Origin of the sequence: Flavobacterium hercynium (assembly GCF_002217285.1) — a bacterium.
GTDB classification, from domain to species: domain Bacteria; phylum Bacteroidota; class Bacteroidia; order Flavobacteriales; family Flavobacteriaceae; genus Flavobacterium; species Flavobacterium hercynium.
Genome location: NZ_MUGW01000034.1, coordinates 57,652 through 84,182, shown reverse-complemented (window position 1 = coordinate 84,182; position 26,531 = coordinate 57,652). Strand labels below are relative to the sequence as shown.

Annotated in this window: 28 protein-coding genes; 8 read left to right on the top strand and 20 right to left on the bottom strand. The window is 33.8% G+C overall.

Annotated elements, in window-relative coordinates; genetic code table 11:
* Positions 1-712 (top strand): grasp-with-spasm system SPASM domain peptide maturase (gene gwsS, locus B0A66_RS16230; protein WP_123868250.1); only part of this gene is annotated, 712 nt, incomplete at its 5' end.
* A gap of 498 nt (positions 713-1,210) precedes the next feature.
* Positions 1,211-3,085, top strand: a complete 1,875-nt coding sequence (locus B0A66_RS16225) for an alpha-amylase family protein (RefSeq protein WP_089050909.1) — start codon at positions 1,211-1,213, stop codon at positions 3,083-3,085.
* A 56-nt stretch (positions 3,086-3,141) separates the two neighbouring features.
* Here the strand turns inward: B0A66_RS16225 and B0A66_RS16220 are convergent, their stop codons facing one another.
* The 7 genes from B0A66_RS16220 to rsfS all read right to left on the bottom strand — a co-directional run bounded on the left by B0A66_RS16220 (position 3,142) and on the right by rsfS (position 8,768).
* Positions 3,142-3,921: a superoxide dismutase gene (locus B0A66_RS16220; protein ID WP_089050907.1), complete on the bottom strand. Its 780-nt coding sequence runs from the start codon at positions 3,919-3,921 to the stop codon at positions 3,142-3,144.
* Between the two features lie 13 nt (positions 3,922-3,934).
* Entirely contained in the window at positions 3,935-4,201 is a 267-nt protein-coding gene (locus B0A66_RS16215; protein WP_089050906.1) for an acyl-CoA-binding protein, read from the bottom strand.
* Positions 4,202-4,855 (bottom strand): phosphatidylserine decarboxylase family protein, encoded by a 654-nt coding sequence (locus B0A66_RS16210; protein ID WP_089050905.1) that lies wholly within the window; start codon positions 4,853-4,855, stop codon positions 4,202-4,204.
* A complete protein-coding gene (locus B0A66_RS16205) occupies positions 4,845-5,732 on the bottom strand; it encodes a phosphatidate cytidylyltransferase (protein ID WP_089050904.1) in 888 nt (295 codons plus the stop codon). Before B0A66_RS16205 ends, B0A66_RS16210 begins: the two co-directional genes overlap by 11 nt.
* 1 nt (position 5,733) lies before the next feature.
* On the bottom strand, positions 5,734-6,342 hold the full coding sequence (locus B0A66_RS16200; RefSeq protein WP_089050903.1) for a lactate utilization protein B/C: 609 nt from the start codon (positions 6,340-6,342) through the stop codon (positions 5,734-5,736).
* Positions 6,343-6,455: 113 nt separating this feature from the next.
* Positions 6,456-8,381, bottom strand: coding sequence for an ATP-dependent zinc metalloprotease FtsH (gene ftsH / locus B0A66_RS16195; protein WP_089050902.1), 1,926 nt, complete (start codon positions 8,379-8,381; stop codon positions 6,456-6,458).
* 15 nt (positions 8,382-8,396) lie between these two features.
* Positions 8,397-8,768: a ribosome silencing factor gene (gene rsfS / locus B0A66_RS16190; protein ID WP_017496527.1), complete on the bottom strand. Its 372-nt coding sequence runs from the start codon at positions 8,766-8,768 to the stop codon at positions 8,397-8,399.
* A gap of 94 nt (positions 8,769-8,862) precedes the next feature.
* Between rsfS and B0A66_RS16185 the strand changes: the two genes are divergently transcribed.
* Complete coding sequence (locus B0A66_RS16185; protein ID WP_089050901.1) at positions 8,863-9,591, top strand: biotin--[acetyl-CoA-carboxylase] ligase; 729 nt, start codon at positions 8,863-8,865, stop codon at positions 9,589-9,591.
* Between the two features lie 107 nt (positions 9,592-9,698).
* Here B0A66_RS16185 and B0A66_RS16180 read toward each other — a convergent pair whose 3' ends face one another.
* Together B0A66_RS16180 and pyrE are read right to left on the bottom strand one after the other, a co-directional pair.
* A complete protein-coding gene (locus tag B0A66_RS16180) occupies positions 9,699-10,091 on the bottom strand; it encodes an orotate phosphoribosyltransferase (RefSeq protein ID WP_089050900.1) in 393 nt (130 codons plus the stop codon).
* Between the two features lie 149 nt (positions 10,092-10,240).
* Complete coding sequence (gene pyrE, locus B0A66_RS16175) at positions 10,241-10,888, bottom strand: orotate phosphoribosyltransferase (RefSeq protein WP_089050899.1); 648 nt, start codon at positions 10,886-10,888, stop codon at positions 10,241-10,243.
* Positions 10,889-10,895: 7 nt separating this feature from the next.
* Between pyrE and B0A66_RS16170 the strand changes: the two genes are divergently transcribed.
* Complete coding sequence (locus tag B0A66_RS16170) at positions 10,896-11,501, top strand: NUDIX hydrolase (RefSeq protein WP_089050898.1); 606 nt, start codon at positions 10,896-10,898, stop codon at positions 11,499-11,501.
* Positions 11,502-12,472: 971 nt separating this feature from the next.
* Here the strand turns inward: B0A66_RS16170 and B0A66_RS16160 are convergent.
* Positions 12,473-12,820 carry a cyclic-phosphate processing receiver domain-containing protein gene (locus B0A66_RS16160; RefSeq protein WP_089050896.1) on the bottom strand — a complete coding sequence of 116 codons (348 nt, stop codon included), beginning with the start codon at positions 12,818-12,820 and terminating at the stop codon, positions 12,473-12,475.
* Between the two features lie 46 nt (positions 12,821-12,866).
* Positions 12,867-14,594 (bottom strand): M14 family metallopeptidase, encoded by a 1,728-nt coding sequence (locus B0A66_RS16155; RefSeq protein WP_089050895.1) that lies wholly within the window; start codon positions 14,592-14,594, stop codon positions 12,867-12,869.
* Positions 14,595-14,898: 304 nt separating this feature from the next.
* Between B0A66_RS16155 and B0A66_RS16150 the strand changes: the two genes are divergently transcribed.
* Together B0A66_RS16150 and B0A66_RS16145 are read left to right on the top strand one after the other, a co-directional pair.
* Positions 14,899-16,248, top strand: coding sequence for a DEAD/DEAH box helicase (locus tag B0A66_RS16150; RefSeq protein ID WP_089050894.1), 1,350 nt, complete (start codon positions 14,899-14,901; stop codon positions 16,246-16,248).
* Positions 16,249-16,577: 329 nt separating this feature from the next.
* Positions 16,578-17,024 (top strand): hypothetical protein, encoded by a 447-nt coding sequence (locus B0A66_RS16145; protein ID WP_089050893.1) that lies wholly within the window; start codon positions 16,578-16,580, stop codon positions 17,022-17,024.
* A 166-nt stretch (positions 17,025-17,190) separates the two neighbouring features.
* Here the strand turns inward: B0A66_RS16145 and B0A66_RS16140 are convergent, their stop codons facing one another.
* The 6 genes from B0A66_RS16140 to B0A66_RS16115 form a co-directional block, all read right to left on the bottom strand.
* Positions 17,191-17,769, bottom strand: coding sequence for a PhnA domain-containing protein (locus tag B0A66_RS16140; protein WP_089050892.1), 579 nt, complete (start codon positions 17,767-17,769; stop codon positions 17,191-17,193).
* A gap of 72 nt (positions 17,770-17,841) precedes the next feature.
* Positions 17,842-18,453: a zinc-ribbon domain-containing protein gene (locus B0A66_RS16135; protein WP_089050891.1), complete on the bottom strand. Its 612-nt coding sequence runs from the start codon at positions 18,451-18,453 to the stop codon at positions 17,842-17,844.
* Between the two features lie 48 nt (positions 18,454-18,501).
* On the bottom strand, positions 18,502-19,362 hold the full coding sequence (locus B0A66_RS16130; protein ID WP_089050890.1) for an alpha/beta hydrolase: 861 nt from the start codon (positions 19,360-19,362) through the stop codon (positions 18,502-18,504).
* A 4-nt stretch (positions 19,363-19,366) separates the two neighbouring features.
* Positions 19,367-19,822 carry a pantetheine-phosphate adenylyltransferase gene (gene coaD, locus B0A66_RS16125; protein ID WP_089050889.1) on the bottom strand — a complete coding sequence of 152 codons (456 nt, stop codon included), beginning with the start codon at positions 19,820-19,822 and terminating at the stop codon, positions 19,367-19,369.
* A 48-nt stretch (positions 19,823-19,870) separates the two neighbouring features.
* Entirely contained in the window at positions 19,871-20,563 is a 693-nt protein-coding gene (locus B0A66_RS16120; protein WP_089050888.1) for a DUF421 domain-containing protein, read from the bottom strand.
* 135 nt (positions 20,564-20,698) lie between these two features.
* Positions 20,699-21,670: a D-alanine--D-alanine ligase gene (locus B0A66_RS16115; RefSeq protein WP_089050887.1), complete on the bottom strand. Its 972-nt coding sequence runs from the start codon at positions 21,668-21,670 to the stop codon at positions 20,699-20,701.
* A gap of 303 nt (positions 21,671-21,973) precedes the next feature.
* On the opposite strand from B0A66_RS16115, the gene B0A66_RS16110 reads away from it, so the two are divergent.
* Both B0A66_RS16110 and B0A66_RS16105 read left to right on the top strand, forming a co-directional pair.
* Positions 21,974-22,594 carry a PASTA domain-containing protein gene (locus B0A66_RS16110; protein WP_089050886.1) on the top strand — a complete coding sequence of 207 codons (621 nt, stop codon included), beginning with the start codon at positions 21,974-21,976 and terminating at the stop codon, positions 22,592-22,594.
* Positions 22,584-23,627: an RluA family pseudouridine synthase gene (locus B0A66_RS16105; RefSeq protein ID WP_089050885.1), complete on the top strand. Its 1,044-nt coding sequence runs from the start codon at positions 22,584-22,586 to the stop codon at positions 23,625-23,627. The genes B0A66_RS16110 and B0A66_RS16105 overlap by 11 nt, the downstream gene beginning before the upstream one ends.
* Before the next feature lie 71 nt (positions 23,628-23,698).
* Here B0A66_RS16105 and B0A66_RS16100 read toward each other — a convergent pair whose 3' ends face one another.
* From B0A66_RS16100 to B0A66_RS16090, 3 genes are all read right to left on the bottom strand, one after another.
* Complete coding sequence (locus B0A66_RS16100; RefSeq protein ID WP_089050884.1) at positions 23,699-24,310, bottom strand: hypothetical protein; 612 nt, start codon at positions 24,308-24,310, stop codon at positions 23,699-23,701.
* Positions 24,311-24,406: 96 nt separating this feature from the next.
* Positions 24,407-25,639, bottom strand: a complete 1,233-nt coding sequence (locus tag B0A66_RS16095) for an ATP-binding cassette domain-containing protein (protein ID WP_089050883.1) — start codon at positions 25,637-25,639, stop codon at positions 24,407-24,409.
* A 16-nt stretch (positions 25,640-25,655) separates the two neighbouring features.
* Complete coding sequence (locus tag B0A66_RS16090) at positions 25,656-26,513, bottom strand: sulfurtransferase (RefSeq protein ID WP_089050882.1); 858 nt, start codon at positions 26,511-26,513, stop codon at positions 25,656-25,658.
* Positions 26,514-26,531: the final 18 nt, after the last annotated feature.

Here is a 26,531-nt window from a genome sequence, read left to right as displayed (position 1 = left end):
TTGTAGAATAATGTATTTAGAGATTCGTTTTTGTCATGATGTTACGATTAGTTATTTTGAAGATATATTAAAAAAATGCCTTATTTTAAATAATTCCTTTGTTAATGAAATTTCTTTTATTATTAAATTTAATAATGATTTATATGATTTTTTAAAAAATAATAATTTAGGAATTAATAAATTTTTAAATATTCAATTTCATTCTTGTTCCTATGATAGTAATTCACAATTAGATAACGTGATGTTTACTTTCACTTCGAATAAATTATCAATTCCATTGTCTTGTGGCATAATTAGAAAAAATAATTTTGTGTATAGTAATAATTTTTACTTGGAATCGCAAAATCATAATACTTGTCTAAATAAGAAAATATCAATTGATAAAGATGGAAATATTAAAAATTGTCCATCAATGAAGAATATTTATGGCAATATTAGAAATACAACATTAAGTGAGGTTTTAATAATTCCTGAGTTTAGGTCATTTTGGAAAATAAATAAAAATGAAATAGATGTATGTAGAGATTGTGAATTTCGCCATATCTGTACCGATTGCCGAGCTTACATTGAAAATCCAGCAAATATATATTCCAAACCTTTAAAGTGTGGTTATGATCCTTACACTAACCTATGGACTGAATGGAGTACAAATCCTTTAAAAGCAACAGTTATAGAAGAATATAATTTGCAAACCATAATTAATCCAAGTTAGTAAATTTATTAAATACAAATTAATAGCTAACAGATTACAGATATTGTTTACACGATTTTAATCCAATTTTCTAAATAAAACGAGAAACGACATGTGTATATGAAACTGTATTTCGTGGTATTTTATAAAAAAAACATCGTTCCTAAAACTTCTACGCTTTAGTTAAAATTGAGTAATCAATGGATTAATGGTATTTACTACTCAATATACCATTTATGTGAAACTTCCAAAACAATACAGAAACATTAACTAACACCTTTAATGATATTAGGATTTATTTATAATTCAAATTAATGTAAAATACATATTGATTTTAGAAGCTTAAGTTATCAACAAAACAATTCACTCTTTCGTTGTAGTGTTATTTTTTTAAATTGAAACGAAGACAAAATGATTTTCGACTCTGTGGAGTTTTAAAAATTAGCTTAAATTTAAAAATTAGTTTCCCTTTTTAATTTTAATTCCGGATTTTAAAGAGAATCAGTTTATAAAATGATTATGATAAATAAGAGAATTTTTGTTGCAGGATTGGCTGTAACCATGCTGTTTTCGGCATGTAAAACCAATGATTTAAAAATGAGTAAAGCAAAAGAAGAAGTGCCCGCAAATAAAAAAATTGTAGTGTACCAGGTTTTTACACGTTTATTTGGAAATAAAAATACAACCAATAAACCTTGGGGAACAATTGAAGAAAACGGAGTTGGAAAGTTTAATGATTTTACACCTAAAGCACTTGAAGAAATAAAAAACTTAGGCGTTACACATATTTGGTATACCGGAGTTCCGCACCATGCTTTAATTCGTGATTATTCGGCTTACGGCATATCAAATGATGATCCCGAAGTCGTAAAGGGAAGAGCCGGCTCTCCGTATGCAGTAAAAGATTATTACAATGTGAATCCTGATTTAGCCGTAAATCCGGCTAACAGATTGCAGGAGTTTGAAGAATTAATTGCACGCACGCATCAGGCAGGGTTGAAATTAATCATCGATATTGTACCGAATCATATTGCCAGAAAATACGAAGGTAAAAACAATCCCGAAGGTGTTCAGGATTTTGGAGCAAATGATGATGTAAATGTGGAGTATGCCAAAAACAATAACTTTTATTACATACCCAATACACATTTCGAAATTCCGGATGGTACTATTCCGTTAAACGGAGAAAAAAATCCTCTTGTTGATGGACATTTTGATGAAAATCCTGCAAAATGGACAGGAAACGGTTCTCGTAAAGCGAAGCCTAATCAGGATGATTGGTATGAAACAGTAAAAGTAAACTACGGCATACGTCCAGATGGTTCCAAAGATTTTCCGGAACTGCCTGCTGGTTTCGATCAGAAATCGTATCGGGAACATTTTGCTTTTTGGCAAGATAAAGAAGTGCCTGATTCCTGGAAGAAATTTAAATCCATTGCCTTGTACTGGACAGCAAAAGGAGTAGATGGTTTTCGATTTGATATGGCAGAAATGGTGCCGTATGAATTTTGGAGTTATATGAATTCAGCGATCAAAGTAAAAAATTCGAACGCTTTTTTATTGGCAGAAGTTTACAATCCAAATGAATATCGAAATTACATTCGTTTAGGAAAAATGGATTACCTGTATGATAAAGTAGAAACTTATGATAAATTAAAAGATATCATTCGCGGTAAATCATCAACAGCGGGTTTGAGTGATATTCAAAAAGGAATGGCAGATATCGAGCACCACATGCTTCATTTTTTAGACAATCATGATGAACAGCGTTTGGCAAGTCCTGAATTTGCGGGAAGCCCGGAAAGAGGAAAACCTTTGATGGTCGTTTCTACCACCATAAGCACATCGCCAACAATGGTTTATTTTGGACAGGAAGTAGGAGAGGCTGCAAATGAAAATGCCGGTTTCGGTACGCACTCCAGAACCTCCATTTTTGATTATATTGGAGTTCCCAATCACCAGCGCTGGATGAACGGAGGTAAATTTGACGGAGGTCAGCTTTCTGAATCAGAAAAAAACCTGCGTGATTTCTACAAACGATTATTAAACTTCTCAATCAAAAGTTCTGCCTTGATGGGTGATTTTCAGGAAATACATACTGTAAACCTTCAGGATACCAAAGGATATGACGAATTGCTTTATTCGTATGTGCGCTGGTATGCCGAACAAAAACTGATTGTAGTGGCTAATTTTTCTTCTGAAAAAACGAATGAGTTTGATTTAAAAATCCCTTCTGATATTATCTCAAAATGGAATTTAAAAGATGGATCGTATGAAATTGTCGATCAGTTGTATAAAAACGGTTCAGTACAATTAAAAGTAGCCAATGGAGAAGGAATAGCAAAAATTAAAATAGCGCCTTCAGAATCTTTTATTTTCGAATTGAAGCAATAAATGAAAACGTAATGCACAAAAAAGCTGATACCACTAAGTATCAGCTTTTTTGTTTTTTATATTTTGCGAACCTTTTTTAGGGCTTCGACATAATTTTCGTTGACCTTTTCCCAGTTAATGTGCTCATAAAAAGCATCGATATAACTTCCTTTTCTGTTTTGGTAGTCAAGGTAGTAAGCATGCTCCCATAAATCAATTCCTAAAATTGGAGTTCCCGGAATCAGTGCATTTCTCATTAGTGGATTGTCCTGGTTATCTGTTGTTGTAATTTGAAGTTTTCCAAGTTTATCTACCACTAACCAAACCCAGCCTGATCCAAATTGTTTGGTAGCCTGACCCTTAAATTGAGTAGTAAGATTGGTAAAAGATCCAAATTCTTTATTAATAGACCCAGATAAAGTGTCTTTAGGAGTTTGTTCCTTGGGCGTCAAAACATTAAAATACAAAGTGTGATTGTAATAACCACCTGCATTCTGGCGTAATTTCGCATTATTAAGATCCATTTTCTTTAGAATATCCTCAATAGCCATATTTTCATATTCTGTAGAGGCTATTTCTTTATTTAAGTTATTGGTATACGTTAAATAATGTTTAGAATAGTGTGTTTCTAAAGTCAACGAGCGTATCGCCGGAGCAAGACCATCATACGGAAACGAAAGTTTTGTAAGTGCAAAAGACCCAGGTTCTGCTTTAACGTCTTCCGGAGATCCAATCGTTATTTTTTCTTCTTTGGTAGGCAAAGGAACTTCTACTACTTCTCTTAACTTATTGTCGTTACAAGAAAATAGTGCTAAGAACAAAGTCAGAATGCTAAAATGTATAATGTTTTTCTTCATAGCGTACCTTATTTTATTGAGTTAATGAATTGATGATTTCAATGTATCTTTCTTTGGCTTCATCAATTGAAATATGACTAATTTGCATCCAGGCATTTGTTTTGAATGCATCGCGTAAATCAAAATTTTCAGATTGATTATACACCGCAGTGCCAAAGGTCGCTTGCTTATAGTACGCATAAAGCCTTAGCTGCACATCTTGTGGCAGCGAGGCTTGTGTCATTTTCAAAGCGATATCAACAGCCTCTAAAAAACGAGTATCTAAATCTTTTTGAGTCATTTAAGCTTTTGTAGCAATAATAGTTTTACCGCCAATCGCTTTTTGGTTTAGTACCACATTAATTGGTGTACCTAAAGGTAAAAATAAATCTACTCTTGAACCAAATTTAATAAAACCAGCGTCAGTTCCCTGAACAACCTGCATTCCTTCTTCTGCGTAGTTTACAATTCTACGGGCAAGAGCACCTGCAATTTGTCTGTATAAAATTTGTCCGAATGTTTCGTTTTCGATAACAACTGTAGTTCTTTCGTTTTCCTCACTTGCTTTTGGATGCCACGCAACCAAAAACTTTCCAGGATGGTATTTACTGAATTTTATGATACCGTCCATTGCGTAACGCGTTACGTGCACATTGATAGGCGACATAAAAATCGAAACCTGAAGACGTTTGTCTTTAAAAAATTCACCTTCATAAACTTCTTCAATAACTACTACTTTTCCATCAACAGGAGCCAAAATATGGTCACTGTTTTTGATAGCAATTCTTTTAGGATTTCTAAAAAATTGCAAAATAATAATCAGAATAACCAGACCTGCAATCTGAACCAGCATTCTTAGCCAGCTGATATCAATAAATTTGTCAGCAAGTAATAATACGGCAACAGCAAAAACAGTACCTAATAAAATCGATGGACCTCCTTCTTTATGAAACATAATATAAAATTTGATAAAATAAATATATAACTGGTGCTACAAATATAACACTATCTAATCGATCTAGAACACCTCCGTGTCCGGGCATTATTTTTCCACTATCTTTTACGCCTGCAACTCTTTTGAATTTGGATTCAATTAAATCTCCAATTGTTCCAAAAATGCTGACGATTAAAGCGATAATAGTCCAGATTAAAATAGATTTACTGCTGAAATCCGGATTAGGTCTAATGTAGAATTTTGAAATCAGAAATCCTGCAAAAGCTGCAAATACCACTCCGCCTACAAAACCTTCAATTGTTTTTTTAGGAGAGATGCGTTCAAATAACTTATGTTTTCCGATAGATTTCCCTACCAGATAAGCAAAAGTATCATTTGTCCAGATTAAAACAAATAAGCCAATGATGATTTTTGGATTATAGTTATTAATTCCAAAAGATATTTTAACAATAAAAATGAAAGGCAAAAGAATATATCCGATCAGATAAATATATTTTGATATTTTACTGATCGTTTGCGTATCGTCAAATAGAAAGACAATACATTTTATAGATACAATTAAGGTAATTAAAAGAAGTACAGAGAATAACCTGTCTGTGTCGACAGTAAATTCAATATTATTTTTTACAAATTTATTGATATAATTTTCGGTCTCTGTTTTGTAAAAACTAATTAGCGTTACGGTACCATAGAACAGAGAAACAAAAAGAATCGAAAAGACCTTATTAAGACCTACCAAGTTAGAAAATTCATAAGTAGCGATAATTAGAAAAGCGCCAAAAAGAATAATAAAGCTTTCGGTAGAAAACAAAATAGATGTTAGTAATAAAGCGATATAAACAGCGCCAGAAATGGCCCTTTTAAGTGTTTCATTCATCTTAAAGATCTTCTAGGAGCAAAAGATAAAGGTTTTTGGCAACACTTCCGTATTGTGTAAAATCTTCTTCCAGTGCTTTTTCGAAATATTTTATTGTGGTAATATTGGTTGGGTAGTCTCTTTCGTATTTGCGTTTAATAGCACTTAAACCGTCACTTTTCATAGTAAGGATTTGGCTTGTAGTAGCTATGATAACAATATTTGGAGGTAATTCGTTAGGTTTGTCTTGTCTAATTTGTTTTGATGAAAACAATATAGAACCTTCATCTGCAATTAGGTTTTCGCAGGTAGCAAGTAAAAATTTAGGATTTCTTGGTGAAATATAGATTAGTTTGTTTTCTTCTAACAAACTAAATAAGCCCGGTTCGTAACATAAAACTTCATTTTCGAACCAATCATTTTCTTCTAATATATTTTCAAACTGTTCCGCAACTTCTTGTTTGTTTTCACAATACAAAAATTTACCACCATTCTTTCTAAAGTTAAAAATGAATTGCTCATCTACGGAGAGATGACTATGCGGATTGGTGTTACCACCTCCGTATTCACTTTCATGTTCTTCTTCTGAAGAGGTATCGCTAGAACCAAATATTTTTTTAAAAAAATTCATTTTATATGAAATACTTTACATGTTAATTGAAAACGTTCAAAGATAAAAAAATCTTAATTCAAAAGGCTATTTTGAATTAAGATTTTAAAAAATATTGCAGATTTATTGAATATTTACGAAACTACTTCCCCTAGATTTTTGTCAAAAGTTCGTTTTCCGAAAATATTTTCTAAGTCGTCTTTGAAAATTACTTCTTTCTCAATTAAAATATCAGCTAACTGATTTAACTTGTCTTTGTTTTCCTCTAAAATGTGAATTGCTCTTTGGTATTGACCTTCAATTAATTCTGAAATTTCAGCATCAATAACTTTAGCAGTTTCATCAGAATATGGTTTAGAGAAATTATATTCGCTTTGTCCAGTTGAATCGTAATACGTAACATTTCCAATTTTATCATTCAAACCGTAAATCGTTACCATTGCACGAGCCTGACGTGTTACTTTTTCTAAATCGCTTAATGCACCAGTCGAAATTCTGTCAAAAGTTACCTTTTCAGCAGCTCTTCCTCCCATAGTAGCACACATTTCGTCTAGCATTTGATCAGTACGAACAATTTGTCTTTCTTCCGGCAGATACCAGGCAGCACCTAAACTTTGTCCACGAGGTACAATAGTTACTTTAATAAGTGGTGCAGCGTGCTCTAACATCCAGCTTACAGTAGCGTGACCAGCTTCGTGAATTGCAATTGCTCTTTTCTCTTCTGGTGTAATGATTTTGTTTTTCTTTTCAAGACCACCAATAATTCTGTCAACAGCATCAAGGAAATCTTGTCTGTCTACAGCCGTTTTATTGTTACGTGCAGCAATCAAAGCAGCTTCGTTACAAACATTGGCAATATCAGCACCAGAGAAACCTGGCGTTTGTTTTGCTAAGAAATCAAGGTCAAGACCATCAACTTTTTTAATAGGAGCTAAGTGTACTTTAAAAATTTCAGCTCTTTCGCGAATGTCCGGTAAGTCAACAAAAATTTGTCTGTCAAAACGTCCGGCACGCATTAAAGCTTTATCAAGAACATCAGCTCTGTTTGTTGCAGCCAGAACAATTACGTTAGAGTTTGTACCAAAACCATCCATTTCTGTTAGTAATTGGTTCAATGTATTTTCTCTTTCGTCGTTTCCGCCTGACATATTGCTTTTTCCTCTCGCTCTACCAACAGCATCGATTTCGTCGATGAAGATGATCGCAGGAGATTTTTCTTTAGCTTGTTTAAACAAATCACGTACACGTGAAGCACCAACACCTACAAACATCTCTACGAAATCAGAACCTGATAACGAAAAGAAAGGAACCTGAGCTTCTCCTGCAACTGCTTTTGCAAGCAACGTTTTACCAGTTCCCGGAGGACCTACTAATAAAGCTCCTTTTGGAATTTTACCTCCAAGGTTAGTGTATTTTTCAGGGTTTTTAAGGAATTCAACAATTTCTTGTATTTCTTCTTTAGCACCTTCTAAACCAGCTACATCTTTAAAAGTTGTTTTGATGTCTGTTTTTTCATCAAACAATTTAGCTTTAGATTTTCCAATGTTAAAAATTTGTCCGCCACCGCCACCAGCGCCGCCTGACATTTTTCGCATAATAAAAATCCATACACCAATGATAATGATGATAGGAAGTAAGCTAATTAGAATATCACTCCAATTGCTTGCTTCTTTAAAATCGTAATCAAGTAATTTTTTTTCAGCTTTAGCTTTATCCAGTTTTTCCTGAAAAGATTTCAAATCACCAAACTTAGTAGTATAGTGAGGTCCTTTGTTAGGTCTGTCAAAAAGATCTTTTGCTACTTTTTTATTAGCAGGATCTTTTAATGCAGCATCAGTAAGATAAATTTCAGCATCTTTATTATTAAAAATGATAACATTTTTTATTTGTCCTTTAGCTAACATGTTGTCAATATCGGACGATTTTAACTGAGCAGGTTCGCTCATGTTAGATCCACCGGTAGCAAAACTTATAAATAAAAAAACTAAAAGTATTGCGGTATAGATCAACCATGGACTTATTTTAAATTTATTCGGATTTGGATTATTATCTTTAGCCATTTAGAAAAGTTTTCTTTAGTATTTGTTTTCGATTGTAGTTATTTTGGCGTCCCCCCAAAGGCTTTCAATGTTGTAGTACTCACGAATGTGTTTTTGGAAAACATGCACAACGATATGAACGTAGTCCATAAGAACCCATTCTGCGTTGTCAGTTCCCTCTACGTGCCAGGGTTTATCTTTTAAATCTTTGGATACAGTTTTTTGAATAGAATTTACAATGGCGTTAACCTGAGTATTAGAGCTACCGTTGCAGATAACGAAGTAATCGCAAACAGCAGTGTCTATTTCCCTTAAGTCAAGAATATCGATATCATTTCCTTTTACTTCTTCAATTCCTTTTATTATGTTCGCCAACAGAACATCATTATTAACAGTCTTTTTCGCCATGAATTATTTTATATGATTTTGTAAAGTTACCAAATTTTGTGATTAATTTTGAACCTTAACAAAATATTAAATTAAGTATAAATAAATTATTTTAATGAAACTAATCAAACTCGATGCCATAGATTCTACAAACGATTTTCTAAAAGGATTAGCCAGCAAAGATGAGCTTGATAATTTTACAGTCGTAACAGCTGAAAATCAGACAAAAGGCAAGGGGCAGATGGGTTCGAAATGGGAATCTGAAACAGGTAAAAACTTAATTATGAGTGCCTTGGTGAAGGATTTTTTGTATAACAACAAAGATGTTTTTAATCTAAGCGTAATTGTTTCACTGGCTGTTATCAAAGCATTAAAATTGTTTAACATACCTGATTTAAGTATAAAATGGCCAAACGACATTATGTCATACAATAAGAAGATTGGTGGCATATTAATCGAAAATACGCTCAAAAGTGATGGCAGAATTGTGTCAGTTGTCGGGATTGGGATCAATGTCAACCAAACCAACCTTACTGAATTGCCGCATGCCTCGTCCTTGGCAGTCATTACCGGGGAAAGCTTTGACAAAGAAGTTTTACCTGCTTTAATTGTCGAAAACATCAAAGAAGAAATAACGTTGTGGGAAACTAATGCAACGCATTATTGGAATGAATATCTAAATTCATTATTCCGTAAAGGAGTTCCAATGCCTTTTAAAAACCTAAGAAATCAAAACTTTATGGGAATTATTCAAGGCGTTTCACCAACAGGGAAAATACAGATTTTATTAGAAGACGATACCGTAGCCGAATTTGAAATAAAAGAAATTCAGATGCTTTATTAGATGTGAGGTTCTGAGGTACTGAGATGCTAAGGTTCTTAGTAAAAAAAAGCCCGATCAATTAAGATCAGGCTTTCAATAATTTATAATTCACAATTTACAATTCAAAACTAAAGCTTCGTCATATTCGTAGCCAGCGTTTCAATGAATTTGCTAATTGGTCCTTTTATCATCATTGCCATCATTGGGTTAAATTCCCCGTCAAATTGCAATTGTACCGCGCTTGAAGCATCAGAAACAGTTTCGATGTTCGATACCAAAGTAAAAGGAAGTTTATCGCTTGCAGCACCCAAAACGATTTTGTTTGGAGCCGTTTTTTCTTTCATCTTCAATTTGATTTCCGGCATACCTTTCAATCCAAAAATAAAAGCATCTTCGCCAATTACTTCGAATTTAGCGATATTATCCGGCATTAATTTTTCAAAATTCTTTACATCAGTCAATAAATCAAATAAATCTTGAGCTGATTTCTGAACAGTAACTTTTGGACTTTCTAAGTTCATATTTTGTTTTTTGTTTTATTTAAACCAATTTTTTAATCAACGATTGCAACTAAAATAAATCAAGCAAAAAGCTTACCAGAATCTAAAATCAATATTTATTCACACAAAATAAGAAAGAATCTAAAATCTAAAATCTGCAATCTAAAATTCTACTTCTCCTGTAACCAAGTCGAAGGACTTTCGCTCCATTCCTGCAAAGTAGATTGTTGATCTTCGGTGATATATTGTTTTTGAACCGCTAAATCCAATAAGTTTTCATAATTACTTAGCGTGAAAAGGTCGATATTTGCGTTTTTAAAGTTTTCCTGAGCTACACCAAAACCGTACGTAAAAATCGCAGCCATTCCTTTAATGTTCGCTCCTTCGTTACGCAAAGCCTCTACAGCCAGTAAACTACTGTTTCCAGTACTAATTAAATCTTCAACAACAACAACATTTTGTCCTTTTTGTAAAAAACCTTCTACCTGATTTTGTCTTCCGTGTTTTTTCGCTTCCGGGCGCACATATACAAACGGCAATCCAAGGCTTTCTGCAACAAGAATTCCAATTCCAATGGCTCCAGTGGCAACACCGGCAATCACATCAGGTTTTCCAAATTGTTTCTCAATATTCTTCGCAAACTCATCACGAACATAATTTCTGATGGATGGAAATGAAAGAATTAACCTATTATCACAGTAAATAGGAGATTTCCAACCAGAAGCCCATGTAAAAGGATTTTCGGGATTCAATTTAATTGCATTTATTTGCAAAAGCAATTCGGCTGTTTTTTCGGCAGTATCTTTATTAAAAATCATAGTACAAATGTATAAAGTTTTTGTGAACGACAAACCACTTTTTTTGACAAATGAAATCTCAAAAGAAACAGATTTTCAATTATTCCTTCTTGAGAGTATTGATATTGAACATCTTATAGTGAAATTATTTCAAAATAAAATTCAAAAGGCTTATTTGTATCATCCTGACGAAAAGGAAGTTATGAAAACCCTTAAGGCAAAAATCCCCGTAAACAAAGCTGGTGGAGGACTTGTATACAATAAAAAAGGCGAAGTATTATTTATATTCCGCAACGGAAAATGGGACTTACCAAAGGGTGGAATCGAGAAAGGCGAGGAGATCGAAGACACCGCAATGCGCGAAGTCGAAGAAGAAACCGGTGTTGGAAAACTAAGAATTACCAATAAACTAGAAAAAACCTATCACGTCTTTAAGCGAAACGGAAAATATAAGCTTAAAATTACACATTGGTTCGAAATGCAATCCGATTTCGAAGGAACTCCAAAAGGACAAATCGAAGAAGGCATCGAAAAAGTAGAATGGCTTAATCCCGAGCAAATTAAAGAAGCCCTAAAAAACTCCTACGAAAACATCAAATTATTGTTCGAAGAAGAAAGCAATTCCGTTCAATAATCATTACATATAAACACAGCACCTCAGAATCGTATTTGCTTAACAAATAAGTATTTGAGCGTGCCACCATTTAGAAAAAAGCTTAATCTTTTTTACTTATCCTAACAGGTTTCCAAAACCTGTTAGGTATTTCATTAAATGTTTTTTATTTACCGCCATTAGCAATAATTGTCAATCCTTTAGTGATTATTTTAATTTAGATACCTAACAGGTTTTGGAAACCTGTTAGGAAACAAAAATAGTAATCAATTGAAATTGTTGTTTCGTTTATTTATCCTAACAGGTTTTCAAAACCTGTTAGGTATTTCATTAAACGTTTTTTATTTACCGCCATTAGCAATAATTGTCAATTCTTTAGGGATCATTTTAATTTAGATACCTAATAGGTTTTGAAACCTGTTAGGAAACAAAAATAGTAATCAATTGAAATTGTTGTTTCATTTATTTATCCTAAAAGGTTTCCAAAACGTGTTAGGTATTTCATTAAACGTTTTAGATATTTCGCCACTATCAACAATTGTCAATCTTTTAGGGATCATTTTATTTAGATACCTAACAGGTTTTGAAAACCTGTTAGGAAACGAAAAAGTAATAAAATCAAATTGTTGCTTTATTTGCTTCTCGTGCAAGGTTTTCAAAACCTGTTAGGTATTCAATTTATTTTTATTATGCTTTCTTTGTAAAGAGCCGTAGGCTCGGCAGATATTGTAGAGCCGGATTTTAATCCGGTTTTATAAATAGAGTATAAAAAAAGATCCATAGGATCGACCGATATTTTGAGCATATTTAGGCAAAGCAAATAAAATCGATCGTTCCTACGGAACTTTAGCTGCGGTCGTTATTTAAACAACGGATTAAAATCCGTTGCTACAAAATCGTTCGTTCCTCCGGAACTTTGAGTAGAATGCTTTATAGAAATATTGGAAAGTATTTCCTTGTCTTGTCCTGAAAAAAGTTCACATCATTATTATTTAATTATTTGAATTAGCTTTCAAATGCTTAATATAATTATCAAGTAAGCTTTGAATTTGTTGAGCTGCAACAGGATTTGCAGAATGAACATTGAATTTTAGATTTTCAAGATCAAGTCCGGATTCGTAAACCAACCATTTAGCGCAAGCATACCCATCTTCGGCAATATTGTCGTTTTCATCTAAACCTAAGTCGTTATCAAAACTAATTAATTCAGGAAGACCATTTTCAATAATTACTTTTTTGAAATCATGGAAATTTCTAACGATAACAAAATCGTTGTCAGTTAGGTTTTTGTAAACCATTTTTACATTTCGTAAATCGTCTAGAAACAGCTTGTATGTCATTTTAATTATTATGATATTAGGAAAATAGTAGAATTACATTAAAACCCTACAACACCCTATAAACAGGATACTGTAAATGCGACTTCTCATAATAAACAGAATGTTTGTAAATCCAGTTCAATTGAGCAGAAGGGTTTTTAGCAAATTCGGTATCACTTTGTTTTTTTGCTTCTAATTCCGCTTTGAGGGCTGGATTATCTTTTAGGAGTTTTGCTGCTGTGTCTTCAAAAATATAGTCCGAGTAATGTTCTTTTTGCTGTAAAATAGCATCGAAGAAATTCCAATTAAAAAACGAATCAACACCTTCAGGTTCAAAAGCTTCCAATAAATATTTTACACCTTTTTGCTGGGTTGAAACAAAGTAATCGCCTTTGGCAAAAGCCATTTTAACGATTTTAGAAGTTACTGTCGTATTTCTGTGCAAGTAATGTCCTTCGTAAGCAGAAGGAACCGTTTTAAAATCGGCAATTTTATAGCTTTCTACTTCTATGATCGTATCATTTTTAAGTGGAGTGTAAGCAATGTTATTGTTTTTCAGTAAGTCGATAACATTCCAATACCCACGCGGAACGATATACCCATTCGGAATCACAACTTCTTTTACCGATTTGAATTCTTTGATGTAAGGAACGTCTTTTTTATACGGTTTTGTACGGTCGTAATACAAACGATTTCCGGTTGTGGCTTCACTTTTTTTGTAATCCGCTTCATATCCTAAAAACGAAAATGTTGTTGCTTTGGTGCTGTCCAATTCCCATTTTAAGGTATACGATTTTTTAGGTTGGTATTGCTCTAGGTTTTTTACGCGCAGCTCTTTGATTTTTTTATAATTAGCATCGGTAAAATCCAAAGTCGATTTGGTGTATTCGTAGGTCATTTTTACACGTTCTGCGTATTTTTTCAGCATGTGTGTTTCCACCACAAAACCAATGGTATTAAACAAGGAAGTATAACCTGTTGTATAACGCGGACTATCCACAAATTGTCCAAATCCTTTATCGGGTGTATCTTTAAAAGAATCAACATACGGTGTTGTTTCGATTTTCTTTTGCTGTAAATCTTTCACCAAAGCAGGCATCATTTCGGTATTCATGAAATCACCCAAAACAGTACCTAATTTATTGTGCTGCGTCATGATGTAGGTTAGTTTGTATTGATAATCAGAACCATTGCTCACGTGATTATCAATGAAAACATCGGCATTTATTTTCTGAAAAATTTCAACAAAACTCTTTGTATTTCGCGTGTCTGATTTCATTAAATCGCGATTCAAATCGTAGTTTCTCGCGTTTCCTCTAAAACCATATATTTCCGGTCCGTCCTGATTGGCTCTGGTAGTTGAATTAAGGTTTAAGGCGCCTCCAATATTATAAACCGGAATAGTGACTAAAACCGTATTTTTTGGGGCTTTTAACTTTCCGATCGCTAAATCTCTGTAAAATTGCATTGTAGCATCTATTCCGTCAGGTTCACCAGCGTGAATACCGTTATTAATAAAAAGTACCGCCTTATTTTTTTGAATTGCCTCAAAATCGAATATTGCATCAGGATTGTAAACCACCATGTGCAAAGGTTCTCCTGAATCTGTCAATCCCATTTCTTTAATCTCAATCGTTTTGAAATCATGCGCTAAAAGTTTGAAATACGCAATCGTCTCAGCATACGAAGCAGACTGATTTCCGTTTCCTTTCTCGAAAAAAGTATCGTATTTTTTAGTGTTTTGAGCAAAAATGGTGATTGTGAAAAGTAAAAGGGGTAAGGTAAAAAGTTTCATTATTTTGGTTTTAATAGAAATTCAAATATAGTTTTTTTGGGTTTATTTGTTTCATGTTTTTTTTGTTTCAAGTTTCAAGTTGGTGAACTTTGTTTGTTTCAAGTTTCAGGTTTCACGTTAATAAGCTTTGTCGACAATGTAACCGCAATGTTTTAAAAACAAAAAAAGCAAAAAAATTACAAGTCTTTCTGATTATAACTTTGCGGCTTCGTGACTTTGCGAGATTAAATAAAAAAACTTGAAACAAAAATAACCATCAACCAACAACCACAAACCATCAACTTTTTTTAACTACTTTTGCAAAATGAATAAAAATCACCATTCCAACAACATACTTTCGAACTTAGGAATTGAAAGCCTAAACGAAATGCAAGAAGTAGCTCAGGACGCTATTTTAAATGATACTAATGTTTTACTGCTTTCTCCAACAGGATCGGGGAAAACGTTGGCTTTTTTGTTGCCTGTTTTAGAATTACTGCAGCCTGAAATTCTTTCAGTTCAATGTTTAATTCTGGTGCCTTCGCGCGAATTAGGTTTGCAGATTGAGCAGGTTTGGAAAAAAATGGGAACACAGTACAAAGTAAACATCTGTTACGGTGGACATTCAATTGATACTGAAATAAAAAATTTAAGCAATCCGCCAGCCGTTTTGATAGGAACTCCGGGTAGAATTGCAGATCATATAGACCGAGATACCTTTCGCACTGATAAAATTCAGACTTTAGTATTAGACGAGTTTGATAAGTCTTTGCAATTGGGCTTTCATGAGCAAATGTCGTATATCATTGGAAAATTAAGTAAACTAAACAAACGTGTTTTGGTGTCTGCTACATCAGATATTGAGATTCCAAGATATACCAGAGTTGTAAATCCAACTATTTTAGATTTTATTCCGGAGCAAGAAGAAAAAACCAATCTTTCAATGAAAATGGTTGTTTCGCCTGCAAAAGATAAATTGGGAAGTTTGTTTAATTTAATTTGTTCTTTGAAATCACAATCGGCTATTATTTTTTGTAACCACCGTGATGCAGCAGAGCGTATTAGCGATACACTGAATGAAAAAGGAATTTACGCTACATATTATCATGGCGGAATGGATCAGGATGAGCGTGAGCGTGCTTTGATTCAATTTAGAAACGGAAGTATGAGTTACTTAATTACAACTGACTTAGCTGCCCGTGGATTGGATATTCCGGAAATGAAACACGTTATTCATTATCATTTACCGCTAAAAGAAGATGAATTTACACATCGTAACGGACGTACAGCTCGTATGCAGGCATCTGGTACAGCGTACATCATCATTCACGAAAGTGAAAAACAACTCGACTATATAGATTACGGAATGGATGTTTTGAAGGTCGATAACGCGACTACTTTGCCAAAACCACCTGAATTTCAAACTATTTATATTAGTGGCGGAAAGAAAACAAAACTAAATAAAATTGATATCGTTGGTTTCTTTTCTCAAAAAGGAAAATTAGAAAAAGGCGATTTAGGATTAATAGAAGTAAAAGATTTTATTTCGTTTGCAGCAGTTAAATTCGGAAAAGTAAAAGACCTGCTTCATCATATAAAAGATGAAAAAATGAAAGGCAAGAAATTTAAAATTGAAGTTGCCCGTAAAGTGGTTAAAAAAGAAGAAGAAAGGTAATTTTTTGCTTAACTGTTTTGTATTAGACTTTTAGAGAAGATATATGTTTTAGAGTCAGGTTTTATTTTAGGTAAAATCTTATGAAAATTAAACTGAGATACCTCTGAACTGTTTTTATTGCAAATCAGAATGTTAAATTTTTAAACAGATTTAATTTGGTTTGAAATGATTAATTTGCTGATTTTGAAAAAGTTGTGTTCGCATTTTGTTAGATTAGGACATATTTCGTCAAAATTCACAATTTAATGTTAATAAAAGGATTGATTTAGAAGTAATTTTTCATAATTTCGGCGTTTGTTATATTAGTAAAAAAATAACCCCAAATTATTATGAAAAAGATTATTACCCTTGCCATTTTGTTCTTTAGTTTTGTTTCTGTTGCTCAAATTAAAGTTCTTGAAACTGTACCAGTTGAAAGATTAGGAAAAGTAAATAACAACTATATTCAAAAAATTGGAGATGAATATACTGTTTACTACACTAGCATCCAAAATGATGAAGAGTCTTCAAGCCAAAGAAAATTTTCATTTAGAAATTTAAATAACGATTACACAAGTCTATACAACATCATCATGGGAGGTTTCAGTGCAAGCCCTTTGTATGATATTAAATTAGAATTACCAAACAACTATATTTGGTTACACTACACAGGAAGTGTTTTACCTGAGAAAGCTACAGTTCAATTTATGGTTTCTAGTAAAGAAGCTGGTTCTGCAACAAATAGTGTTTCTGAGCCTTTCGTAAAAGATCAAATCAATAAATTATTCCAAAAATAATTTAGTATTTCATACCAATAAAAAAACGGGTCATTCATTGAATGACCCGTTTTTTTGTTTCAAGTTTTTTAAGTCTTTTTGTTTGAGGTTTCAAGTTTAAAATTGCGCCAGCAATAAAAAAACCTTTGAACCTTAGCACCTCAGAACCTTTGCACCTTTAAAAAACCTATATTTTCTTCACGTATTGTGTAATGATAACAATTTGCTGACCGTCTACTTTTCCTTCAATGTATTCGGCATTTTCATGATCTAAACGAATGTTACGTACGGCAGTTCCTTGTTTGGCTACCATGCTTGATCCTTTTACTTTAAGATCTTTGATTAAAACTACAGAATCGCCATGTTCTAAAATTACACCATTACTGTCGCGGTGAATGATTTTATTTTCATCGTCTTCGCCTTCTCCTGTTGCTTGCGCCCAAGCTAGAGTATCTTCATCTAAGTACATCATATCCAGTAATTCCTGTGGCCATCCTGCAGCGCGTAAACGACTTAGCATTCTCCATGCTACAACCTGAACGGCAACATTTTCATTCCACATACTGTCATTTAAACATCTCCAGTGATTTAAATCTACATTATCAGGGTTTTCAATTTGGTCGACACAAGTACTGCAAGCCATTACGCTTTCGTCAAGTCCTCCTTTTTGAGTTGGTAATACCTGATATACTTTTAGGTTTTCTTCAGCGCCACAAAGTTCACATTTAGATCCGCTGCGTTTGTTTAATTCTCTTTCGATGCTCATTATTTATAATCTTAAATTTTGGCGAAAGTACAGTTATCTACTACATTTCACAAGTATTTGAGGACTAAATTATTATTCTCTTTTCACTTCGAATAATTTCTTCTCTTTAAACAGTTCTAAGATATCTTTTTTGGCGATTGTTTCTTTTTTATTATAATTTGAATCAACATCAATTTTATAAATTTCTGATTTTCTTCCAATTTCCATATCATTTACTAAAACATTTAAGCTGTCTTTTAAGATCTCATCTATTTTTACTGTCGTGTAAAATTTATCTGTTGAATTTAAAAAGTATACGTCGCCTACTTTTGGACTTTTGACATAACTTTCGCTGTCAACATCTGTTTGATGTGAACTATATACACCTATCGCAGCAACAATAGCAATAATAAAAATCCCTGAAAACATCCATATAGGTGTTTTAACAACATGTTTTTCTTTTTCTCTTTCTAATTTTTGCTGAATTGCAGAAGGTAATTCCGCTTTTTCAAAGGTTTTTTTGCAAGAATTACATTCAATAAAAGTCGATTTTTTGATAGGGAAAAATGGGATCAAATAGAGGTGCGCATATCTTTGATAAATACTGTAGATCATTGATACGTTTGTAGCGCAGCTTGGACAATCTACATTAATGATTTGACCATTTTTTAGGTTACTTGCTTTGGTTCCGTAGTAAAATAACATTTTAGTTTTTTTTGGTTGTTAAAATAATGAATTTAATCTTTTTCTGTTTCAGACTTTTTTAATCCAATTGGTTATAATTTCAAGCGCTGTGGAATCTATTTCGTAAAGCGATTGGTATTCTTTTGTTTTTTTCCAATCATCTGTTTCTTGTCGAAGAAAATGGTTCAAATCCTTGAGGATTTTGGTTTCTATATTTTTGTTATTCAGATTATTTATTAAAGCGACTGTTTTATTACTTTCGAAAAAGCTATCGTTTGTACCTGCAACAAAAAGCATTGGAATTTGAATGTTTTGGAATACTGTTTTCGTACTTACTTTTTCAGCATTAGGTTTGGATTGATATTGGGGTTTGGTGAATTTTCCAAATTTCTCGATTGGAGTAGCCATTAAAACAAGAAAATCGAGTTTAAATCCTTTTTGATAATTATCGATAGTGGCAATTCCTCCCAAACTATGTCCCAATAATCCGATTTGTTTTTGAGATAAAGAATCTATTTTTTGAAGGTTATCTATGGCGTAAAACAAATCTGTTATGATTTGATCTACGCTAAAGTTAACCGTTCCTCTTGATTTGCCAACACCTCTGTCATCAAAGCGATAGACCGCAATTCCGTTTGCCAGTAAATTTTCTGCCAGAACGTAATGCGAATTGCGGGTGTCTTGTCCGCTTCCGGGAGTAATGACTACAATTTTAGAATAAGCCTTTTTAGGCGTTATTAAAGTGCTGCTAAGTATTATGTTTTCTGCTGTATCCGCAAATTCAATTTCTGTAAAGTTATAGTCTTTTGTGTTTTGAATTTCTTTTGAAAAATCCAATTTACTTTGGGCAAATGACTGGTTTAAAGATATAAAGAGACAAACTAAAATAGAAACACAGCTTTGTGTTCTGGCAGCACTTAGATATAACATATAATTACTTTACACGCACTGCTTTTGGAACCAGCATTTCATATTCACCATTATTGCGCAATACATCACGAACGATGCTTGAGCTAATGTATGATGTGCTTGCTGCTGTTAGTAAGAATACGGTTTCTATTTTGGATAGTTTTCTGTTCGTGTGTGCAATTGCTTTTTCGAATTCGAAATCAGCAGGATTGCGAAGTCCTCTTAAAATAAAGTTGGCTTTTAGTTTTTTTGCTAAATCTATGGTTAAACCTTCGTACGTGATTACAGATACTTTTGGTTCGTCTTTGAAAGTTTCTTCGATAAAACGCTTTCTTTCTTCAAGAGAGAACATGTACTTCTTTTCGGCATTGACACCAATGGCAATTACAATTTCATCAAATAATGAAATACCTCTTTTGATAATATCTTCGTGACCTAACGTAATAGGATCAAAGGATCCTGGGAATATAGCTTTTCTCATCTTGTAGTTTTCTAAGTTTAGTTGTAAAGGAGGCTTTAGTTGAATATTTTAAGTGATTCGGAGTGTTTTTATGGCTGGAACCCATTCGTTTTTTTTGCAGACTTCGCAAATTGCGGTTCCGGGAATCTGTTCTTCGATATGTCCGCAAAAAGTGCAGGCATAAATTCCGTTGTCTGAAATAATTTTACTTTTTTCATTAAACAAGCTTGGTAAAATAGGCAATCCGTATTTTACATCTTTATCTTCATAATAAAAGATACTTACTTCGCCGCTGGTTTCTATAAAAGCATGTCTTACCTGACCTAAATGTTCAATAGATTTGATACGCAATTCAGAGAAAAACTCGTCTTGGGCAAGACTTTCTTTTTTAAAGGATCTTAGTGAAAATTTGCCTTCGTTGATAAGGCATTCTGTTTTTCCTTCGATAAATTCTTCAAAGTGTTTGCTTTTTCCCGTTAACCAGGTAACAGCACGATACAAAGCAATAATTACGATAAATACGATGGCTGCAGGAACGATTCCGACATCTTCGTAAAACATAGGATCACCGGCTGCTGATCCCAGAGCGATTACAATTACAGTTTCGAAAATCGATAATTGTTTTACACCACGTTTTCCCGCAAGTTTTAATGTCAGCAATAAAATGATAAACATTACGGTAGAGCGAAAAATTACTTCGAGAATGAAAATTTCCGGAAGGTTATTGAAAAAGAGTCTATTCCACTCGAAAATTTCTTTCATTTTTTTGGAGGTTCTAAGTTGCTGAAAGGTTCAGGAACTAAGGTTTTTAATTGATTATGAGATGATTTTGGATAAAAAAAGGTTCTAAAATCTTAGTGCCGTAGCAACTTAGTATTTTAGAACCATTATGTTTTTTTAGGCAAGCGCTAACTCGATTGCATTGGTAAATAAATCTTCCAGTGATATTCCGGCAGCTTTGGCTTGTTGTGGAATCAGACTTTCTGTGGTTAGTCCCGGAATGGTATTCATTTCGAGCATGTACGGTTCGTTGTCTACGATGATGAATTCGCTTCTTGAGAATCCTTTCATTTTTAGGACTTCGTAAGCACGTTTCGCTGTTTCTCCTACTTTTTGTGTTAACTCGTCAGAGATTCTTGCTGGTGTGATTTCTTGTGATTTTCCTTCGTATTTGGCTTCGTAATCAAAGAAATCATTGTCTGAAACGATTTCTGTAATAGGCAATACTTTTATTTCACCTTGGTAATTGATTACTCCAACAGAAACTTCTGTTCCGTCCAGGAAGCTTTCGATGATGATTTCGTTGTCTTCTTTGTATGCCACTTCGATGGCAATTGGTAATTCAGCTTCGGTTTTTACTTTTGAGATTCCGAAACTTGAACCTGCTTTATTTGGTTTTACAAAACATGGTAAACCTACTTTTTTTACGATTTCGGCTGTATTGATGACATCACCTTTATTTAGGTAATAAGAGATGGCAGTTTTGATTCCGTATGGTTTTAGAACGGATAATAAATCACGCTTGTTGAATGTTAATGCAGATTGGTAATAATCGCAAGAAGATTGTGGGATACTTAATAATTCGAAATAAGCCTGCATTAATCCGTCTTCGCCCGGAGTTCCGTGAATAGCATTGAAAACACAGTCAAATTTGATTTTCTCTCCATTTACGGTTACAGAGAAATCGTTTCTGTCAATTGGGAATTCAGCATCGTTTTGGTCTACATAAACCCATTTTTCTTTAAAAATATGAATGCGGAATCCGTTGTATTTTGTTTTGTCAAGATATTGGTGAACGACATTTCCGCTGATAAGAGAAATTTTGTATTCGCTGGAATATCCACCCATAATAATGGCTATGTTTTTCATTTATTTTATTGTTTAAAATTTTATTTCAGATTATTCGTTATCAGTTCTGGAGTTAATCAATGTTAGCTGGTCTTTGTGTTTTGAAAACTCAATATCAAATATTGTTTTTATGAAACCTAAAGTCCTAGCCCTGATGGAAGCGGCATCCTTTTTGTTTTTTCTTTAAAAACAAAAAGATATAGCGTACAGCAGGAAACAGCTCCTTAATAATAACGTGTATTGTAAGCTTTCTTGTTTTAAACAAAATTATCATTTTTTTTGAAACGAAATAGGTTTATATTTGCGTCAACTAAAAATAATTTTATGAGTTTAATTAAGTATTTAACGAGTCGCGTGTTTTTTGTACAGATATTAATTTCGATTGCTATTATTGCACTTTTAGGTTATTTGTTTATGCATTGGCTGACTTTTACAACTGATCACGGACATGAAATTGAGGTTCCGACTTTGCTGAAATTGACAGAAGAGCAGGTGGAACAGAAATTGGACGATTTAGACTTGGATTATGTTCTTTTAGATAGTGTTGATTATCGTAGTGAGTTCCCTAAATTTAGTGTTGTAGAGCAAGATCCGTTGCCTGGAACTAAGGTAAAAGTGGGAAGAAAAATATATATTAAAATTAATGCATCGGGATTTTCGTCTGTTAAAATTCCTGATTTAGTTGATAAAACATACCGTGAGGCGGTACCGACTTTGAAGGCTTTAGGGCTTGAAGAAGGAACGATTACTTATATTCCGAACTTAGGGAAGGATATGGTTCTAGAAATGCGTTACAAAGGCAGAAATGTAAAAGCGGGAGATCGTGTGCTTAAAGCTTCTAAAATTGATTTGGTTTTAGGAGACGGAAAAGCTTCGTATGTAGATGAAAGTCAGCCGACAGATAGTTTGGCTACCCCAAGTGAAACACCAGATAATGAACAATAATAATGAAAATTTAGATCTAGAAGACGAGTTATTCGAACATTTTAGATTTGAAGTACCAAAAGGTCAGGCGCTTTTGCGAATTGACAAATATTTAATGAATTTGATTCAGAATGCAACCCGAAATAAGATTCAGAACGCAGCTACTGAGGGTAATATTTTTGTAAATGATATTCCTGTAAAATCAAATTATAAGGTTAAACCTTTCGATGTTGTTACCGTAATGCTAACACATCCACCATTTGAAAACCATATTCTTCCGGAAGATTTGCCGTTGAATATTGTTTATGAAGATGAAGCATTGCTTTTGATCAACAAAGAACCGGGAATGGTGGTACATCCTGGTCATGGTAATTATACGGGAACACTGGTAAATGCATTGGCGCATCATTTTGATAATTTGCCAATGAACAGCAGTGAACGCCCGGGTCTTGTGCATAGAATTGACAAGGATACTTCGGGACTTTTGGTTGTGGCAAAAACGGAAGCGGCAATGACGCATCTGGCAAAACAATTTGAAGCTAAAACATCAGAACGTGAATACATTGCTCTTGTTTGGGGGAATGTTGCTGATGAAGCGGGTACGATTGAAGGAAACCTTGCAAGACATTTAAAAGACCGCATGCAAATGGCTGTTTTTGCTGATCCTGAGATTGGAAAACCTGCTATTACGCACTATAAAGTTCTGGAGCGTTTTGGTTATGTGACTTTGATTTCATGTAAGTTAGAAACGGGTAGAACACACCAGATTCGTGCACACATGAAACATATTGGACATCCGTTGTTTAATGATGAACGTTACGGAGGTCATTTGATTTTGAAAGGAACCACTTTTACGAAATACAAACAGTTTATCGAAAACTGTTTTAAAGCATTACCACGTCAGGCTTTGCATGCTAAAACCTTAGGTTTTGTGCATCCGAACACAGGCGAAATGATGCGTTTTGATACGGAATTACCGCAAGATTTTCAGGATTGTATTGAGAAGTGGCGTAATTACGGAAAGACGCACAATATGGAAGAAGAGGAAAGTTAATTAGATAATTTTGTTAATTAGAAAATTAGATAATGTCTTAATAAATTTAAAAGCTCCTTTTGGAGCTTTTTTTAATCCTTCAATTTTTGAATCTTTAAATCAGTTATTTTTGCTTCGCCATTGGTTAAGAAACCTAGTTTTCCTTGTTGGCTTAGCTTGCTTTTTTCGATAGAACATTCTAAAAATGTCTCGTTATTGACTGAAAAAAACAGTTGATTGTTCGCCACTCTGATTTTTACAGCATACCATTGGTTGTTTTCTAACTTCATTGGTTTTTTAAACAAAGTTGGCCCGCCACGTTTTTCGTATTCATCGCTTCCTTTTTTGTAAACTCCTTTTCCAATCACGATGTTCTGGTCGATATTATAGAGATAAGTTCTAATGTAGTTTTCTTTGTCGATATTTAACATTACTTCGAAAAGGGATTCTCGGGTTATATTTACTTTAAAATCAATCTCGTAGTTTTTGGGTAATTTCTTTTTAGATTCTATAACTGCCCAATGCATTGGTCCTCCGGATCCTGTTAAAGTATCATTTTCTAATCGCCATTCTTTAGGATTGGATTTCCATTCTGATTTTAATGCAACAGTTTTATTTATATGATATTCTTTTTCTGTGGTTGCAATACTACCTGCACATGAAGCGAACAGGATTGAAATTGCTATTATGATGATGTTTTTCATTTTGTTTTGATGAGTTCCTGGTTGATGGTTTTTGGTTGATAGTTGTTGGATTACTACGCAATCTTTAATTTTTTCATCCTTTCAATTTTTCAATCCTTAAATATTATGAATTTTCCCAATCGATCCTGTTGGACTAGGCACAAGTTCAAAAACAGAAGTAGGAGCAAGCCCAGCTTCTATACGATGTGATACGTACAAAATAGTCACATTGGTTTCTTGTTTGATGGTATTGATAAGCTGAATTACCAAATCGACATTCTCATCGTCAAGACCTTCTACGGGTTCGTCGAGAATTAGTAAAGGCGGGTGTTTTAAGACTGCACGAACGATCAAAGCAACACGTTGTTGTCCTATAGAAAGATCAATGAAACGTTTTTTAGCAAGAGTACTCATTTCGATGACCTCGAGCCACTGTGCTACAATTTGTTTTTGCAGATTAGTTGGTTCATTGTAAAGTCCGATCGAATCGAAGAAACCGGACAGGATCATTTGTTCTAAGGTGTGCCCTTTCTGAAAAAGGTCGGTCATGGAAGTAGTGAAAATTCCGATTTGCTTTTTGATATCCCAAACGCTTTCGCCACTGCCTTTTTTTCTACCAAATAAAAACAAATTCTGTCCAAAACCTTTCGGGTTATCACCTGTGATTAGAGAAAGAAGTGTGCTTTTTCCTGCACCATTGGGACCAATAAGCTGCCAGAATTCACCTTGTTTTATCGTCCACGAAATATTATCTGTTATCTTGCGATCGTCATAACTTACCGAGACGTTTTCCATTTTTATTAAAACACTTTCAGGAAAGGTATGCGGAGGTTCTATAGCTTTTGGTATCGAAGCTGTGGTAAGGGTTTTGAAATGATTTTCGGTTTTTGTGATCGGATGCAATTCAAAAGTATTGTCTTTGATCTGTACTTTATTGGGTACAAATTCAAGTACATCTGCAAAACGATTTAGCAATTGAATAATGGCAACATTATCGGCTAAGTTTTTTAAAGAATCTGCCAGAATAACTCTCGAAGCTTGATCTAAATGATCAAACGGATTATCGAAAATGATAAAATCCGGATTTTGATTGATGCAGTATTTCAGAAATTCTTTTTTGCGTTCCCCGGAAGAGAAAGTTCGCAATTGCCTGTGTGAATCCGGTGAAGCTTCTATGACATCGTATTGGTATTCTTTTTCGATAAATTTTTCGATGGCAATATCAGAGAACAGAATGCCTTTTTTGCTGTTAAAAATAGCTAATTCTCCTGTTGCTTGGCTGTTAAGTATGGTTTCAATAAAGGCTTTTTTATTTACCTGATTTGATAAAAGGATATCCCAATGCTGCATTTGTATGGCTTATAAATTATTTTGTGTCAATGGTAAACAGTTCGCGATCGTTTCTTGACCATTCGCTCCAGGATCCTACGTAGAGTTTTGGAATTGGTATTCCAGCGTAATCTAACGCTAACAGCGTGTGACATGCCGTTACTCCTGATCCGCAATGCACAATACTGTTTTCTGGTTTGTGATTGTTGAAAAACGGTTTGTATTTTTCGGCTAAAACTTCGTGTGTTTTATAGAATCCATTTTGATCCAGATTTTCGCTAAACGGAATGTTTATTGCGCCCGGAATATGTCCTGCAATTAAATCGAGAGGTTCTGTAAGTCCGTCGAACCTGTTTTTGTCTCTGACGTCAATAACAATGCTTTTAGAGCTGTTTCGTGCGATTTCGACTTCGTCTATAGTTGCCTGAGCTAATTTCCATTCTGAAATGGGATAAGGAGCTGTTACTTCAAAATTTTCTGTTCCTGAAGATATAGGGTAATCTATTTGTAATGCTGCTTGCAAACCGCCGTTTAAAACCTGAATTTTTTCGTGTCCAATTGCTCTAAGCATCCACCAAAATCGGGCTGCTGCATTAGAACCATTTTTGTCATCGTAAACTATGACATGACTTGTTGGTGAAATCCCTAAATTAGAAAGTACAGCTGTAAACTTTTTAAATGACGGAAGCGGATGTCTGCCTCCGTTTGCAGGATCATCTGCGACTGTTGCTAAATCCTGATTTAAATTGACATAACGTGCGCCTTTAAGATGCTGTTTTTTGTAGTTTTCTTCGGCATTTGCACCCGCTCTGGCATCGATTAGTACAACGTCAGGATTATGCTGCAGTTTTACTAATTCATCTGGATGCAATAGAGGAGATATAGTTTGTGACATTTAAAATTAGATTTTAGA